Source organism: Luteibacter sp. HA06 (assembly GCF_054061215.1).
The window spans coordinates 2,646,018-2,662,569 of record NZ_JBSSDZ010000001.1; the positions used below are offsets into that span (position 1 = coordinate 2,646,018).

12 protein-coding genes are annotated in these 16,552 nt (G+C 63.1%); 6 read left to right on the forward strand and 6 right to left on the reverse strand.

Annotated features, from left to right (window positions below; genetic code table 11):
* Positions 1 to 215 precede the first annotated feature (215 nt).
* On the forward strand, positions 216 to 7,256 hold the full coding sequence (locus ACVWWJ_RS12220) for an autotransporter-associated beta strand repeat-containing protein (RefSeq protein ID WP_456968062.1): 7,041 nt from the start codon (positions 216 to 218) through the stop codon (positions 7,254 to 7,256).
* A 621-nt stretch (positions 7,257 to 7,877) separates the two neighbouring features.
* Here ACVWWJ_RS12220 and ACVWWJ_RS12225 read toward each other — a convergent pair.
* The 3 genes from ACVWWJ_RS12225 to ACVWWJ_RS12235 form a co-directional block, all read right to left on the reverse strand.
* On the reverse strand, positions 7,878 to 8,636 hold the full coding sequence (locus ACVWWJ_RS12225; protein ID WP_456968063.1) for an SDR family oxidoreductase: 759 nt from the start codon (positions 8,634 to 8,636) through the stop codon (positions 7,878 to 7,880).
* Between the two features lie 18 nt (positions 8,637 to 8,654).
* Positions 8,655 to 9,290, reverse strand: a complete 636-nt coding sequence (locus tag ACVWWJ_RS12230) for a glutathione S-transferase family protein (RefSeq protein ID WP_456968064.1) — start codon at positions 9,288 to 9,290, stop codon at positions 8,655 to 8,657.
* Between the two features lie 214 nt (positions 9,291 to 9,504).
* Positions 9,505 to 9,894 (reverse strand): hypothetical protein, encoded by a 390-nt coding sequence (locus ACVWWJ_RS12235; protein ID WP_456968065.1) that lies wholly within the window; start codon positions 9,892 to 9,894, stop codon positions 9,505 to 9,507.
* Between the two features lie 892 nt (positions 9,895 to 10,786).
* On the opposite strand from ACVWWJ_RS12235, the gene ACVWWJ_RS12240 reads away from it, so the two are divergent.
* Entirely contained in the window at positions 10,787 to 11,026 is a 240-nt protein-coding gene (locus ACVWWJ_RS12240; protein WP_456968066.1) for a hypothetical protein, read from the forward strand.
* 645 nt (positions 11,027 to 11,671) lie between these two features.
* Here the strand turns inward: ACVWWJ_RS12240 and ACVWWJ_RS12245 are convergent.
* Positions 11,672 to 12,607, reverse strand: coding sequence for a LysR family transcriptional regulator (locus ACVWWJ_RS12245; RefSeq protein WP_456968067.1), 936 nt, complete (start codon positions 12,605 to 12,607; stop codon positions 11,672 to 11,674).
* 102 nt (positions 12,608 to 12,709) lie between these two features.
* Here ACVWWJ_RS12245 and ACVWWJ_RS12250 point away from each other — a divergent pair, with 102 nt between their 5' ends.
* A complete protein-coding gene (locus tag ACVWWJ_RS12250) occupies positions 12,710 to 13,498 on the forward strand; it encodes an alpha/beta fold hydrolase (protein ID WP_456968069.1) in 789 nt (262 codons plus the stop codon).
* Between the two features lie 67 nt (positions 13,499 to 13,565).
* Here the strand turns inward: ACVWWJ_RS12250 and ACVWWJ_RS12255 are convergent, their stop codons facing one another.
* Complete coding sequence (locus ACVWWJ_RS12255) at positions 13,566 to 13,808, reverse strand: ATP-binding protein (protein ID WP_456968070.1); 243 nt, start codon at positions 13,806 to 13,808, stop codon at positions 13,566 to 13,568.
* A 381-nt stretch (positions 13,809 to 14,189) separates the two neighbouring features.
* On the opposite strand from ACVWWJ_RS12255, the gene ACVWWJ_RS12260 reads away from it, so the two are divergent.
* The 3 genes from ACVWWJ_RS12260 (at position 14,190) to ACVWWJ_RS12270 (ending at position 15,699) form a co-directional block, all read left to right on the forward strand.
* Positions 14,190 to 14,630, forward strand: coding sequence for a hypothetical protein (locus ACVWWJ_RS12260; RefSeq protein WP_456968071.1), 441 nt, complete (start codon positions 14,190 to 14,192; stop codon positions 14,628 to 14,630).
* Between the two features lie 5 nt (positions 14,631 to 14,635).
* A complete protein-coding gene (locus ACVWWJ_RS12265) occupies positions 14,636 to 15,082 on the forward strand; it encodes a hypothetical protein (protein ID WP_456968073.1) in 447 nt (148 codons plus the stop codon).
* 371 nt (positions 15,083 to 15,453) lie between these two features.
* Entirely contained in the window at positions 15,454 to 15,699 is a 246-nt protein-coding gene (locus ACVWWJ_RS12270) for a hypothetical protein (RefSeq protein ID WP_456968074.1), read from the forward strand.
* A gap of 174 nt (positions 15,700 to 15,873) precedes the next feature.
* Here ACVWWJ_RS12270 and ACVWWJ_RS12275 read toward each other — a convergent pair whose 3' ends face one another.
* Entirely contained in the window at positions 15,874 to 16,158 is a 285-nt protein-coding gene (locus ACVWWJ_RS12275) for a hypothetical protein (protein ID WP_456968075.1), read from the reverse strand.
* Positions 16,159 to 16,552: the final 394 nt, after the last annotated feature.

Genomic DNA, 16,552 nt, shown 5'->3' on the forward strand with positions numbered 1-16,552 from the left:
GCAATCTGTGCATCAGTTCGCAGTTCTGATATGTGCCTGTAAGAATTTCTTCACATTTATCCGGAACTGCGCATTCGGTGGCTTGGCACACCGTTTGCAAATGGGTCCCTGTGTTACAGGGGGAGCCGGCCTAACCGGCATCCAACCGCTTTATTTACCGTGGTTCAAGGGAACCGCGGCGGCCTGTTGCACCCAAAATTCAGGAAATCGCCGTTTTGAATCGAGTCTTTCGGATTATCTGGAATCGCGCGCTGAACCAGTTCGTGGTCGCCTCTGAACTCTGCCGTTCGCGCGCCAAGGGCGCCCGCTCCGTCGGCGGCTCCTCTCTCGTTCCGCCTGGCATGGGCCGGCTGGCCGTCGGCGTGATGCTTGCGCTGGCGGGTACCACGAGTGCGTTCGCGCATACGACGTCGATCGGATACACGAACTCGGGCAACGACGCCCTCTCCTTCTATTTCGGCACCTATCATGCCGGTTCGGAGACGACCTACACCGAAGGTTCGTTGCACCTGACCAGCACGGCCGGCTTCGACCAGACCGTGTCGTTCTCCATCCTCACGGGCACCAAGCCGACCGGCCTCGTCGACGGCGACAACAACTTCTACTCTTACACCGGCATGACCACACTGAGCGGCAATCCGGCGGTGGTGGGAAGCGGTCCGATCCTTAACTGGCAGGGCGTGACCTTCTCCAACCTGGTCCACGGCACCTACACCTTCACGTATGTGCCGATCGCCAACCCGACCCAGGTGTGGCAGCCGATCAACACGGCGATCCTGTCGAACACGATCACCATCATCAACGCCGACCTCAGCACGGCACCGCACGTGGTCACGGGCCAGGTGGTCGACCAGACCTACGCGATCGATCCGCTCATCATGGATGGCGGCACGGTCAGGAACACCGCCGACGGCACGATGGACCAGGCGGTCAGCATCACCAACCGCAACGGAACCTTCGACACCAACGGTCACGATCTCACCCTGACCGGCGAGATGGATGGTCGCGGCGCGCTCATCAAGCAGGGCGACGGCACGCTCAACCTGCGTGGCGCCAACACGTCGGTCGGCGAAATCGACCTGAACGGCGGTGCGATCAACGTCCTTTCGGACGGGGGGCTGGGCGATCCCAGCAACGACCTCAAGTTCAATGGCGGCACGCTGCAGTGGGGCGCCGGCTTCGATCTGAACAGCGGTCGCAATGTCACGCTCGGCGCCAGCGGCGGTACGTTCGACCTGCAGAGCTACAACACCAACGTTGCCAACGTCATTTCGGGCGCGGGCTCGCTGACAAAGACCGGCACGGGCACCCTCACCCTGTCGGGTGCGAACACCTATACCGGCGGCACCAATGTTTCGCAGGGCGACGTCATCGTCGCCAGCACCGGCAAGCTCGGCACGGGCATCCTCACGGTCAACGCGGGCTCCGACGTGACCATGAATAACGCGACGCAGACCGTTGCAGGCATCGCTGGCGGCGGCGACATCGCCCTCAACGGCACGGCGCTGACGGTCAACGGCACGGGCACGAATACGAGCTTCGGCGGCGTGCTGTCGGGCACGGGCGGCCTGACCAAGACCGGTACCGGCACACAGGCCCTGACCGGCATCAACACCTACACCGGCGGCACCGCGATCAACGGCGGCACCTTGCAGATCTCGCAGGACGCCAACCTCGGCGCGGCCGGCCCGGTCTCCTTCAACAACGGCACGCTGGAAACCACAGCGACGATGGCGACCAGTCGCGATCTGGTCCTCAACGGCAATGGCACGCTCAACACCGATACCGGCACCACGCTGACCAGCAATGGCAACGTCTCCGGCGCGGGCGCCCTCGTCAAGAACGGCACGGGCTCCCTGGTCGAGAACGGCGTGCTGTCGATGAGCGGCGGCCTGACCAACAACGCCGGCACGACTGTCCTGACCAACGCCAACTCGTATACGGGCGGCACGCGCCTCAACGGCGGTACCGTCGTCGCGCAGACCGATGCCAACCTCGGCAATGCGGCAGGCAACCTGACGTTTGCTGGTGGCACCCTTGAAACGTCCGGGAATTTCGACACCTCGCGCGGCGTCGTCATGGCGGGTAACGGCACCATTCAGTCCGACGACACGACCGGACTGCACGGTTCGATCTCCGGCACGGGCACGCTGACCAAGACCGGCACCGCCACCACGACCATCGACGGCACGGTGAGCGGCGCGACCGGCCTCGGCGTCTCGCAGGGCACGCTCGTCGTGACCGGGAACAACAACTACACCGGCGGCACCAACGTCAGCGGCACCGGCGTCCTGCAGATCGCTAGCGATACCAACCTCGGCAACGCGTCGGGCGCCATCAACGCAAGCGGCGGCAGCATCCATACGACCGCGGACGTCACCTCCGGCCGCACCATCAACACGTCCGGCACGGGCCTCACCCTGACCGGCGACGGTCACACCACCACGCTCACCGGCACCATCCAGGGCGCTGGCGGCGTGCATGCAGACGCGGACAACCTTGTCCTGTCGGGCACGAACTTCTACACCGGTGGCACGACGGTCGACAACGGCTCGCTGACGATTTCGCGCGATGACAACCTCGGCGCCTCCAGCGGTTCGGTCGCCCTCAACAGCAGCACCCTGCACACGACCGGCAACGTCGATACCAGCCGTGCGATCTCCGTCGACGGCAACTCGGCAGTCGACAACGCCGCAGGCACGACGATGACGGCGCACGGCACGGTCTCGGGCAACGGCGGCCTGGTGAAGGATGGTAGCGGCACACTTGCGCTCACCGGCAGCAACACCTACACCGGTGGCACGACGGTGAACGACGGCATCCTGGCCGTTTCCAGCGATGCGAACCTCGGCAACGTGTCGGGCGGGATCACGCTTAATGGCGGCACGCTCGAGACCACGGCCACGACATCCACCGGTCGCGCCATCGACCTCGAAGGCGGTGCCCTCGCCATCGATTCCGGCACCACCCTGACGATGACCGGTACGGTCGGCGGCAACGGTGGCCTGGTCAAGAACGGCAGCGGTGACCTGCTGGTTAACGGTGTGGCCTCGCAGACGGGCGGCGTGACGGTCAACAGTGGCCTCCTCACCCTCGCCGGCGAGAACACCTACACGGGAGACACGACGGTTACCCATGGCGTGCTCGTCGTTTCCCGTGACGCAAACCTCGGCGCGGCGACTAACGACATCCATCTCGATGGCGGCATGCTAGCCACCACGAGCAGCTTCGACACGTCACGCGACCTCACGGTCGGAAGCGCCGGCGGTACGCTCGATGCCTTCACGGGCGCCACGCTCGGCGTGAACGGTGTGGTCTCCGGCAACGGCACCCTCTCTGTCAACGGCGCTGGCACGGTCGTTCTCGACGGCAATAACACCTACAGCGGCGGCACCGTCGTCAATGCGGGCACCTTGCAGGTCGGTTCCGACGCGAACCTGGGCTCGGCCAACGGCGCGGTCACCATCGACAACGGCGGCACGCTGCACACCACGGGAAACATCGCCTCGACGCGTGGCATCACCGCGGGTCTCGGCGGCGATGCCCATGTCGCCGTGGACGCCAACACGACCTTCGTCACCAGCGGTGGCGTAAACGGCGGCACCGGTCTGGTGAAGAATGGCGCCGGCACGCTCGCGATCTCGGGTGCACTGAGCCAGAGCGGCGGAACGACCGTCAACGACGGCACGCTGCTGCTCTCGGGCAACAACACGTACCAGGGCGGCACCACGCTCAACGGCGGCACCCTGCAGGTGTCCGACGACGCTAACCTCGGCGACGCGGCCAATCATGTTGCCTTCAACGGTGGCGAGCTGCATGCAACCGCCGACCTGACCACCGGCCGCACGCTCGACACCACGAACGGCGCCAACGCCGACCTCGCGGTCGACGGCGGCAAGACGTTCACGGTAAACGGTGTGGTCCAGGGTAACGGCGGCCTCTCGGCTTCCGGCGCCGGCACGCTCGTACTCGGCGGAACGAACACCTACGCCGGCAACACGTCCGTCGACGGTGGCACGCTGCAGATCGCCTCCGACGCCAGCCTCGGTGGTGGTTCGCTCGCCTTGACCGACGCCACGCTGCACGCCACTGCCGACATCGCCACGAACCGCGCAATCACGGTCGCCGGCCACTCGGCGGTCGCCACCGACGCGGGCACGACGCTCAGCGCCACTGGCACCGTCTCGGGCGACACCCTGGTCAAGAACGGCGCGGGTACGCTCGTGCTCGAGGGCAGCAACACGTACACCGGCGGCACCGTTGTCAACGGCGGTGCGCTGCAGGTCGGCAGCGATGCTGCCCTCGGCAACGCGGCCGGCGGCATCACGCTCGCCAGCGGCACGCTGCACACGACGGGCGACATCGCTTCGACGCGCAACGTGACGCTCGACGGTGGCAACTTCGCCATCGACAACGGCACGACGTTCGCTACATCAGGCAACGTTGCGGGCACCGGTGGTCTGGTCAAGAACGGCGCAGGCACGCTCGAGATCGACGGCTCCGCCTCGCACACCGGCGGTACCACGATCAACGACGGCACGCTCGTGCTTGCCGGCAACAACGGTTACACAGGCGGCACCACGCTCAACGGTGGCACGCTACAGGTCGGCAGCGATGCCAACCTCGGAAATGCCTCCAGCACGCTGACATTCAATGGCGGTCTGCTGCATGCCACGGGCGACGTCAGCGGCGCGCGCGCCGTCACGCTGAACACGAACGCCGCCATCCTCACCGATGCCGGCGCGACCTTCGGCACCTCGGGCACGGTCTCCGGCAGCGGCGGCGTGGTCAAGGAGGGTAACGGCACGCTCGTACTCACCGGCAACAACACCTACACCGGTAGCACGACGGTCGACGCCGGTACGCTTCAGATCGCCTCCGACGCCAATCTCGGTGCTTCCACGGCCGCGCTGACGTTGAACGGCGGCACACTGCACACCACCGGCAACGTCGTCAGCCAGCGGACCCTGAACCTCGCTGGCAATGCCGCCGTGACTACCGACGCGGGCACCTCGCTCACGTCGACGGGTACGGTCACGGGCACGGGCGGCCTGGTCAAAACCGGCGCAGGTACCCTGGTGCTCTCGGGCAACAACACCTTCACCGGCGGCGCGCAGCTCAATGGCGGCACGCTGAGCATTTCCAGCGATGCCAATCTCGGCGCCACGGCCAATGCCGTTACGCTCAACGGCGGCAACCTCGCCGTGACCTCCAGCATCACCACGGCACGCGACATCGTCGTCGCCAGCGGTGGCGGCTCGATCACCACGGACACCGGCGCCACCCTGAGCCAGACCGGCAGCATCAGTGGCAATGGCACCCTGACCAAGCTGGGCGGCGGCACGCTGATCGTCAGCGGCAGCAACACCTTCACGGGCGGCACGCTGGTGAACGGTGGCACGATCCGCATCGACAGCGGTTCGTCGCTCGGTACGGGCGATATCATCCTGCAGGGCGGCACACTGCAGACCTACGCCACGCTCGGCACGGGCCAGAAAGTATTGGTCAGCGGCGACTCCGGCGTGAATGTCACGGCGGGCACGACCACGGTCCTGTCGGGCGATATCGACACCAACGGTTCCTCGGGTTGCTTCATCAAGAGTGGCGCAGGTGCGCTCAGCCTCACCGGCCGGGCCTCGCTGAACCAGGGCACCTGCGTGCAGAACGGTACGCTGCGCGCCAACGGCACGCTCGACAGCAGCTTCGTCACCGTCGATTCGATCGGCACGCTGCGCGGCATCGGCCGCATCAACGGCCCGGTGAGTGTCAGCGGCCGCCTCGCTCCGGGCAATTCGCCGGGCACGCTCACCGTCGACGGAACCGTGACGATGAATGCCGGCAGCACCTTCGAAGCCGACATCGACGGCAACGGCACCGGTACGGGCAAGGGCAATTACTCGCGCCTGCTCGTCGTCGGCGCCGGCCATCAGTTCATTGCTGGTGGCACGCTCGAGCCGCTGCTTCGCGGCATCACCGGCGATGCGAGCAACACGTTCACGCCGGTACTTGGTGACACCTACCGTGTCGTCACCGCCGAGGGTGGCATCGTGGGTCGCTTCGACAGCCTGACGCAGCCCAGCGACGGCCTGCCGACCAACACGCGCTTCCTCGCGTTCTATGACCTCGGCGGAAGCAACAGCATCGACCTGCGGGTCGTGCCGAAGGCTTACAGCGACTTCCTCGGTGCAGGCGTGAGCAAGAACACGCTCGCCCTGGCCGGTGCGCTCGACCGTGCGGTCGACGCCCAGGTCGCGGGCAATGGCGCAGCCTACACGGCCGTCGTGAATGCCATCGGCGCGCTCGACACCGATCGCATCGCCGACACGGTAAAGGCTATGGCGGGTGAAGTGCACGCCGACCAGGCAGCTGCGGCTCGAGGCATGGGTCTCGCACTGAATCGCGACGCCTTCGACCACCTGAGCACGGACACGACCAACCCGGCGAACAAAGTCTGGGCAAACGTGACCCAGGACGGCCAGCGCTTCGTCGCCGACAACCAGGGCTCGGGCTACAACGCCAGCACCAGCCATGTCACCGCCGGCGTCGACCTCATCTCCAACGAGTCCACGGTCATCGGTGTCGGCGCATCCCATGGTGAGAGCAATGTCATCGCCACGGGCGGCCAGGGCACGATCCGCAGCAATGCCGGTCTGCTCTATGGCCAGCAGAAGGCCGGCGCGATCCTGATCGACGGCGTCGTGTCCTACGGCTCGGACGACTGGTCGACGCGCCGCATGGATCCGTTCGGTAACGGTTCGCTCAACACGCGTACCGACGGCCGCGACACCATGGCCAGCCTCACCGCACGCCTCCCGCTGGATACGGCGGGCCTGCGCATCGAACCCTATGCCGGCGTCATCTGGCAGAAGGTCGAGCGTGACGCGGTGAACGAGACGGGCACCTCACCGGCGGCCTTGTCGCTGGACAGGTTGTCGGTCACGGGTACCCGCGGCCTGGTCGGCGTCACAGCCGGCTCGAAGGCGAACGATCCGCTCGCTGCCGAGCTGACCTGGCGCGTGGGTGTTGCCGCAGGCGTGGATTCGGGCAAGTTGCTCGATCCGACCGTCACCGCCAGCCTGGCCGGGCAGTCGTTCGACACGAAGGCACCGGACGCGGGTCGCGGCTTCGTGCAGTTCAACGCGAACGGCACGATGCGCCTCGCTCACAACACGTACCTCTACGGCGGCCTTACCGCTGAACAGGGTTCGGGCCGGACGGCTTACGGTGTGACTGCGGGTGTGCGCGTCGCCTTCTGAGGTAGTGCGAAGTAGTGAAAAGGGAGAGCCCGCTTCGGCGGGCTTTTTCTTGGTTCTTCGCGGATTACCGGGGATTGGGCGCTCGCCATCGGCCATGTGGGAGCCGCTTCAGCGGCGATGACCCGTTGGCCGCACACTTGGGCGTCTCGCGAGGAGACCTTGGCGCCCACCCTCGCTGCTCAGACAGTCCTCCGCGTTTCGTACCGGAAGGCCGCTACCGCGGCTCATGTACTTATTTGGCCTACGGCCGCTCCACTTGTCCGGAACTCGCCTCGAGGGTGGACGCCAAGGTCTCTCACGACGATACGGTCAGCTGGAAGGAAGAGCCAACAACCGAAGCCGCGTTGCTTCGTCGGCTCGACCCGCATGAACCTCAGGGATAGGAAGAGTCTTCGGTGCCCACCCTCGAGGCGAGTTCCCGCCAAGTGGAGCGGCCGTAGGCCAGATGGATACATGGGCCGCGTAGCGGCCTTTCCGGTACGAAACGCGAAGGGGTGTCTGAGCAGCGAGGGTGGGCACCGAAGGCTCTGCGCCCCGCCCTCGAGGCACCGAAGGCTCTGCGCCGCCCGTCCCCAGCGTCCCCGGAATTCCGCGAAGAGCCTTTTTCTTTACGTCGCCTGTTCAAAAGGCCAACTTGCCGACCGAGGCTCCTCCATCGACGCGCAACGTCTGACCCGTAATGAACGAAGCGTCGTCCGACAGGAGAAACGCGATGGCGGCCGCTACTTCGTCCGGTTGGCCAAAGCGTCCCATCGGCACAGCAGACAGATAGCGCTGCTCGCCATCACTACCGGGTTTGTTGTTTGCTCTGAACAGCTCCGTCTCCGTCGGCCCAGGGGAAACCGCATTGACGGTGATGCCGGTCCTGGCGAGTTCGAGTGCCCAGCTTCGGGTAAAACTTTCCAGGGCAGCCTTGGCGGCGGCGTAAGCCGTACGCTCAACGCTCCCGAGCACCGTCAGGCTAGAGATGTTAACCACCCGTCCCCATCCACGCTCGCGCATACCCGGCAGAATGGTTTGGACGGCTTGTAGCGCCGGGTGAAGGTTCACGCGTAGCACGTCTTCCAAAGCCTGCAATTCCACTTCGCCCAAGCGCTGGGGGCACACCAGGCCGACGTTGTTCACCACCCCGTCGAACTGAAATGTCTCGCTCAGTTGAGCCAACGTTGCGTCGGTTGCTGTGGTATCGGCGAGGTCTACCGACACGAGTGTGCCTGGAAAGCCGCTGACCGCGCCCCTCGCCAGCCCGACGACATGGTGCCCTGAAGCGGCAAGGCGCAGCGCCAGGGCGAAGCCGATACCCTTGCTTGCTCCCGTGATCAGGAATGTTCTGGACATAGCGACCTCCCAGCCGTTGAGCAAATGAAACCATGCAGCCACGTCATCGGGCGCCGGTGTTTAGACAGTGGGTAGAAGCGCATTGACGCGCTCGATCGCGCGAAGGACGGCCGGTCGACTGGCGACCGCGTCGTACCAGCGTGCGACATGGGGGGATTCTGCGAAGTCGATGCCAGCAAATTCGCGGCGCCAGAGCCAGCCGAAGTGCGCAATGTCGGCGATGGTGAATGCCGCGCCCGCGACGTACGGACGATCAACGAGGAGCCCGTCCAACACCTTCATGGTGCGTCGGGCCTCAGTCACGAATCGCTCAATGGCAAGCGGCTGCGGCTCGGACGCCTGTCGCTGAAAAAAGCCGGATTGACCAAAGGCGGGACCCAGTGCGGACGCGTGGAAGAAGAGCTGCTCGAAGACCCGTGCGCGATCCTGGGGGCCTTCGCCGAGCAACTCACCCGTCTTCTCAGCCAGATAGACCAGAATGGCGGCAGATTCCGTCAGAACGAAGGGCGCTCCCTCCGATTCGAGGTCGACCAGCACGGGTACTTTAGCGTTGGCGTTCATCGCGATGAAGCTGTCGCTTCGTTGCTCACCCTTGCGCACGTTGACGCCGTGCAAGGTGTACGCGAGCCCCAGCTCTTCGAGAGCAATCGGAACCTTGACGCTGTTGGGCGTAGCAAACGCGTAGACATCAAACATACGGCCTCCTTGGGCATGGCGACTTTGGAACCGAGCAACTTTGGCTCATTCCAACTCGGCCTGGCAGATACGCCGAAGCTATAATGGTCATTCCTAATGGGAATGACATGGACCGATCTGAAGCCATGGCGACATTCGTGCGCGTCGTCGCAACAGGGTCATTCTCAGCAGCTCCACGGCAGCTCCACCCGATGGGCAAACCGTGACGCGGTCTTCAGGTCGAAGCAAGAGACTGATGCCCTATTCTGTGGACATTCTGGTCGTCGAAGTCCTCGAAGCTGGGCTCGATGTTGATACAAACTTTTGCCGGCCATCGGTGGTCGTCGACCCAGACGGACATGGACGCGTGACCGATCGGAACCTGACATTCGAAGAGCATTTCGTCGTCCGACGTCGTAACAGCGATCACTCCATTTGGCACGCCAAGGTCCCACACGCCGAGACGAAACAGGCCGAGTGGCGCAGACCCGTGCAGTATCAGTGAGACTTCGGTGTCGCCATCGCAGGGCGCTTGCGTCGCGATGGAAAGACACGAATCGTTGGACGCAACCAGGTGGTGTTCAACGTATTCCGGAATGAGAACATCCTGATTTCCTGGATCCATTACGAAAAGTATTCCGTGAGGGATATTGCGGATTACACTCCCGACCATGTCCGCACCTTCCAAGCGATGCTTTCCCTACCTTTAGTGATCGGCGGCGCCCTTCCTGCAGCGGCCGAGGCTTTGAGTTGTCTTTCTAGCGCTTGCAGCCGAAAGCACAGCGTTGCTACGGAATTGCAGGAATCCATAACCTCATGTTCAAACTGAGAGTGCCGTGATGATACGCCCGCCGAATGCGGCAACGCACCCGAATATATTAAGCGTGCCCGACCGAACGGCAAAAGGAGAGTTTGACGGGGATATGGATATTTCAATTTCGGTGATACAGAAGCGCGCCTAGCGTCATACCCGTGCCATTCCCACCTGCAGTCTGAGGATCAGCAACAAGAACGCCTGCGCCGCAAGGGCAGCGGTCAGTATGGTGTCGCGATTACTCGCGGCCGGATCCTACGGGGAACCAAATGGATTAGTGCACGGTATATTCACTGGATCTGCCCCAATACGCTCAAGTGCCACCCGTATCGCGTCCGCTGGCATGGCAGGCTGAGGCGAACATGGCTGCTCTTGAAGAGCCTGGACAAGCGCAGGAGCAGCTGAAATTGCGCGACGACCGACGAAACCAATTGAGCTAGCGGCCTCCCGACGGATAATTTCATCGTCATAGCGCATGAGCCCCGCCAGCAGGGCAATGTCCGCATCGGTGACAAGCGCCGGATTCTTCCTCACCCATTGGGTCATCTGTATAGCCGTCCGTGCCCTCGGGTCACGCTTCGGTTCTGACCAGATGGCGACGGCAGCCCTGCTCACGTAAGAACCGCTGTCCACCGCTTCCAAATGGCCCTGAGGCGCCGTCTGTGCTGCCGCGAAACAGGTTGTACACCAGACCGCACAAGCTGTGAAGCTGGAACACGAAAGCACTCGAAACATTGCGCGCACCGCTCCATCCATGTTCAACCGAAACATTCGCGCGTTCCTGTCTTCAGCCATCGTCGTACCACCGGAAAAAAACAATTACAAGCCGGACGAAAAGCGAAAAATGCTCGCCCTCACGACGTATTTGCTAGTGGTCATCCCTGCCCGCTCAGATATGAAATCGGCGGCGCGGATCGTACCTAATCATCTGGCAGTCGTTTAGCACGTGCAAAGGCGGCCCTGATGTCCAGCGTTGAATATACGATGGGCGCCGTCTCCCCGTGGTTTCCGACCATGTCCCCGCCGGCGACTGTCAGGCAGACGTTGTCAGACGGGCTCCGAAGGTCGAAGTCTCCGTCCTGCTCCGGGGAGCCTGGTGGCATCACAGGGCCCTTTGGAATATGGACGCGGACGTAGGTGTGGTAACGAAAGACACCAGGCTCACCGGGCTGGGGAGCCTGTGTAGGTGCCAAGTGGCTCGAAGCCTCCACCCGCCCGTCGTCGCCGAACAATCGTGTCGTCGTCAGCTCACGTCCGGGCGTGTCCTTCCCGCACCAGCGCAGCCGGACGTAGACGTTCAACTCTCGGCGCCGGATCAGGCGCGCGTAGTCCATGTCTGAAGCGAAATCGAGGCGGACCCAATTGTCCCGAACCCCGTAGAGCGAATGTGCGTCCTTCGAAGGAATGGCAACTCCGTCGATCGAAACGGCCGGACCGCGACGCAAGGCACCCATCGGCACCGTGCAGCCAGGCAGGGCTGCGACTGATGCGAAGATGAGGAGGAAGGCGCCATTCGAGCGGAACCCCGTTGCCATTGTCGCCCTCCCGTCAGACTGTCATCCGTAGGGGACGATGAGCTACCTGACTATCAGGCGATGAACGAATTCGGCGCAAGAGCCGGTCCATCCCAAGGGAACGGCTCCTGAAGGGAGTCAGCCAGATGGTCAACGAAGGTCCTCACCGTCTTCGGCAAGAAGGCGCGCGAAGAGTAAACGACACTGATGTCGAGGCTGTCGGCCTCAAAGCCGTGCAGCACCGGGACCAGCTCGCCGCGCTGAATATGCGGCCCGAGAATGAAGCTCGGGCCAAAGACGACTCCCGCACCCGACACGGCAGCGGCGGCGAGCATCTGCACGTTGTCCGCCGAGAGGCGGGAGAACCCGTCGATCCGATGCGCGACGCCGCCGGCATCGCGCACAGTCCAGTCCGCGACCGAAACCGCCTCACTGAACGACAACAGCGGAAGTGAAGAGAGTTCCTCCGGTGTGGTGACGGGGCCGCGTGCGGCGAGAAATGCTGGGGCAGCGCAGACCACCATGCGACAGCTGCCGAGCCGCCGCGCCACCAGTGACGAACTGGTCAACTTGCCAATGCGCAAGGCCACATCGACCGAATCACTTCGGAGGTCGCTGTAGCGGTCGTCGAGCTGAACCTGCAGGTCCACCCCCGGGTGCCGATCCAGGAAGGCGGCAAGGATGGGCCCCAGATGGAGGGCACCGAACGTGACGGGTGCGGTGACCCTCAGGGTGCCGGAGATGACGCCGGTCTGGGCTCGCGCCTCGTCGTCGGCTTCGCGGACTTCCGCAAGGATGCGCCGGCAGCGTTCGAGGTACGCCTCCCCTTCCGGTGTGAGGGTCAGCTGGCGGGTCGATCGCCGCAGGAGCAAGACACCCAGGTCCGCTTCCAATGCCGCCACATGCTTGCTCGCCTGTGACGGGGTCATGTCGCAGGCGCGGGCGGCACCGGCAAGGGAGCCGGTGCGCACGGTCGCTTCGAAAACGGCCATCGAGGTCAAGCGATCCATTCATTCCAATCCTGACCGACTGTCGGTCTGATGTTGACACTAATCACGGTGCCCCTGCGTCCATAGGATAGGTGGAATTCCTCTGATGCAAACAGGTGTCCCATGTCCGTGACAACGCAAGCACGTCCCACCTTGTACACCCGCGAGAAAGGCACACGTGGCCCCGCGCTCGTATTCCTGCACTACTACGGCGGTTCATCGCGCACCTGGACGCCCGTCATCGAGGCGCTGCCCGCCGACACCCACACTATCGCAGTCGACCTTCGTGGCTGGGGGCAGTCGGAAAAGCCCGAAGATGGCTATACCCTCGCGTCCCTCGCCGATGACGTCGAGGCGCTCATCAAGGACAAGGGCCTGGCGGACTTTGTCCTTGTGGGCCACTCGATGGGTGGCAAGGTGGCCCAGCTGCTCGCCTCGCGCGATCCGGCCGGCCTGCGCGGCCTCGTCCTGGTCGCACCCGCTACACCGACACCGCTCGCGCTGCCTGCAGAAGTCCTCAGTGGCTTCGCGACCGTCTACGACACGCGCGAAAGCATCGAAGCCGCACTGGAAAATATGTTGGTCTCAAAGCCCCTGCCCTACGACCTGCATGAACAGGTCATCACCGACAGCCTGATGGGTTCGCCCGGGGCAAAGGCCGGTTGGCCGCTGGCCATGAGCCAGGAAGACATCAGTGGCGAACTGGCCGGCATCCGAGTGCCGGTGCTAGTCGTTGCCGGCGGCGCGGACAAGGTTGACCCTGTCGAGGCGCATCAAAACGAACTGTTGCCCCGCATCGCGGACGCAGAGTTCCACGTGATTCCGGGCATTGGCCACCTTGTTCCGCTTCAGGCACCTGTCGAGGTGGCCGGACTCGTGTCGGGCTTCCTGGACAAGCGGATTTACGGTTGAGTGCGCACCCCGGCAACGGCAAGTGGGATCGGCTGGAGACGCTTCCCACTTCCCGGTGGACTTCTTCTTACGGTTCCGAGGGCAAAGTCATACGCGCCACGACCCCTCGTTCCCCGTCGCGGGCATGTAGCTCCAGGGTCCCGTCCTGAGCCTCCACGATTTGCCTCGATAGCGCCAGGCCGATCCCCGCCCCATGGGCCTTGGTCGTGAAGAACGGAACAAACAGGTTTCCGCTCGGTGGCAGCCCTGGCCCCCGATCGCTGACCTCAACCAACACACGGGTATCGAGCCGCCGCCAGCTCAGCACCACCTCTTCGCCCCCGCCCGCCTCTACCCACTTCCGTCACGTTCGGTGGACGAAGGCGGGCGAGCCTTGCGTACCGTCCTATGAAACCTTGCAGCGAGGCGCTGCGTTGTCGAGGCCCTGGCGATGATCAACGGGGAGGATCACGCTGCTGTCCTGGCGCAGTCAGTGGCGTGCCTACCAGTGACAAGTAAGTGCGACCAGTCCCTCCTATGCGATCAATGATTGCTCTTGCGTCGAGAGTGAATCCAACCGTAGTTTCCAGCACCGCACCATTGCTTTCCGGCCAGTGCCAGTCCCCGCTCGGAAGGCGATATAGTTCGCATTACGACGATCCGCCGGCTTCAGCGTCTACAACCCATCCATTCGCCAGCCACGATTGAGATCATGACCAGCTTCGTAGCCCTTGCCATTCTCCTTCTCGGAACGGCCGCCCCACAACAGCCGACTATCGAGCAATTAAACTCGAACCCGGAGCAGTTCGATGGCATGGAAATCACCGTCTCGGGCTGGATCGTCCTTGACGATGAGAAGCGGTATATCGTCGCCGATTTGCACGGCTACACAATGTGGAGGAAGGGTGCGACGTGCCTTTCAATCATCAACGGTGACAGCCTCGACGCGCGAGGAAAGTTCTACGATGGCGAGCACGTCGACCTTAAAGGCATATTTCGCGCGGACGCGAGCGCGGGAAATGTAATAAGGCTTGGTCTCTGCAGTGCAGCAGCCATCGACCTTGAAGGGAAACCAGCTGACGGGAGGATCATGCCGAGCCCCCTACGCCGCCACGACAGTACACCCCTCCCTCAAGCGAGTCAGGTGAGATAGAAGACATGGAGCACTGGAACCGAATTGCGTTACATGTCCAGGCGGCGTGCGCTCTGGTTGAGCGCGACGGAACCTGGGTTCTCATCAAGTTCGACGGGCTACGGGATAACGGCAAGATCTACACCGTGATGATTGACGGCGCCGGGGACGTCGACGCAATCGTCAGGATTAACTCGGGCGATCTCGAGCGAACCCTCTCGAAGATGTTCGGAACTGTCACGACGGCCACGGAGGTGCCTGCAGAAGACTTCGTGGAGCCGCTTCGCTCGTTTGACTTGCTTGCAAGGCGCGGCTTAGTCATCAATTTGAGAATTCTGCGCGAGCGGGAGAATTTGGAATTCGAAGTCTTTCTGTCACGAGAGGGCAACGCACCCCGACAGATTCGGGTATGCGGACCGGTGTTCAAAGACGTTGCCGACGAGATAGTCCAACGAGCGGAGCAAGCGTTCTAGCCTCAGCGCATGTGCCGTCTGAAAAAAGTACGGCTAGCCGTGCACCACCTTGCCCGGCAATCGGACTGGCAAAAAAGTGATCCCGCAGAATTGCTGGCTGGGACAATTTGCCTCAATGTATGAAGAATTCTTTTCGGTAGTATGGCTCTAGCGCGTGAAACGTCATCCATGCAGGGTGACAGCTGACACCCCTCTCCCTCGCCTGCATTCATCTCAAGACATGCCCGTATGCCAGTGTCACTTCGCCGGCTGACATGGTGCACGAGGCAGGTGCAACGTTTGGGTGGCAGTGAAAATCGGATCTGCTGAAGCAGTGTTTTGTGAAAGTTCATCACCATGGATGGTGAGGAGCAATAGCGTGGAAATATCAAATGGATTGGGTCCCCATAGTTTTCATTACCTTCAAAGTTCTCGTATTCGGCACGGGCATGTTCTTTGCCATCAAGTGGCATTACGATCAAAGCAAGAAGGGACGGCCAATTGAGAAGCGCGCAGCGCTACGCGTGGCCGGCAAGGTGGCTTTGTTCGTCGTAATCTTCGTGCTGTTGGCCGTGTCCCTATTGCTCGCCACCTTCGCCTTTGGCAAGAAACTTGGTTTGGACTTGAGTTTCCCCTGACGGTGCGACCGGAGGCCCACCCACCTCAGCCGCGATTCTCATCTTCGTTCCGGCCCGTTAAGACCGCGCATTCGGCGGCGCCGCATTCAAGCGCCTAGACAGGCAGGCAGGCGTGTCCTTGTCAAAGATCGGATGGGGCCGTGAAGTAGGAAGCCTGCGGAAGCTCCGGCGGTTCTATTGTTCACCAGGCCCAGCCTTCTCCCAACACATTCGCGCGTGCGCCTGCGCCGTGCATTGCACGCCCATGTGGGTGAGCGCACAGATGGCCTCCAGTCCGTGCGAAACACGTTGGCAGTCCACCATCTCGGATTCGTGGATAAAGTCGGCCAGCAGCCTCGTGAGGCTACGCGCGTACTGAAGCCACTCGGTAGCCTCATTCATCAGGTCGTGTGAGGTCGCTTCGGGATCGATGTGGTAATGGAAGCCGGGATGGGTGTGGTTGCCTTTCGCTTTGCTCATGACGCTCTCCTTGAGTATCGCCCTGCCCGCCGTCCAGGTGCGACACGCCACGCGAACGCAGCGTGCCGCGGATCTAACGGATTCGCGGGTTCATCAGCTGTCCGTGTCCGGACGCCGTGCGGCTTGATTGACGAAGTGTGTGGCGGGCGGCAGCCCCTGTTCTCGGGTCGCACGGCGACGTGCCGTGTAGCACGGCCGAGAAAAAACTCAGGGAAACGTCTGGCGCCGCGGTTCTTCAACCGTATCTGCAGGGACTGCAGAGCGTCCGGTGACCGATGGGGGTGTCGCTGGGGGGAGCCAGCGGGCGAGCGGTTACCGTATGATCGGTGGTAGCCATATCAACTGTTCTCTAGTTGGTTTCGGTTAGCGGGTCAGGGGTGTCTCACCACCTCTG

What these genes read in the sequence shown, in the direction of transcription:
- ACVWWJ_RS12260 (WP_456968071.1), top strand. Translation starts at nt 14,190, where the DNA reads ATGACCAGCTTCGTAGCCCTTGCCATTCTCCTTCTCGGAACGGCCGCC.
- ACVWWJ_RS12245 (WP_456968067.1), bottom strand. Translation starts at nt 12,607, where the DNA reads ATGGATCGCTTGACCTCGATGGCCGTTTTCGAAGCGACCGTGCGCACC.
- ACVWWJ_RS12235 (WP_456968065.1), bottom strand. Translation starts at nt 9,894, where the DNA reads ATGGATCCAGGAAATCAGGATGTTCTCATTCCGGAATACGTTGAACAC.
- ACVWWJ_RS12270 (WP_456968074.1), top strand. Translation starts at nt 15,454, where the DNA reads ATGGATTGGGTCCCCATAGTTTTCATTACCTTCAAAGTTCTCGTATTC.
- ACVWWJ_RS12275 (WP_456968075.1), bottom strand. Translation starts at nt 16,158, where the DNA reads ATGAGCAAAGCGAAAGGCAACCACACCCATCCCGGCTTCCATTACCAC.
- ACVWWJ_RS12230 (WP_456968064.1), bottom strand. Translation starts at nt 9,290, where the DNA reads ATGTTTGATGTCTACGCGTTTGCTACGCCCAACAGCGTCAAGGTTCCG.
- ACVWWJ_RS12265 (WP_456968073.1), top strand. Translation starts at nt 14,636, where the DNA reads ATGGAGCACTGGAACCGAATTGCGTTACATGTCCAGGCGGCGTGCGCT.
- ACVWWJ_RS12250 (WP_456968069.1), top strand. Translation starts at nt 12,710, where the DNA reads ATGTCCGTGACAACGCAAGCACGTCCCACCTTGTACACCCGCGAGAAA.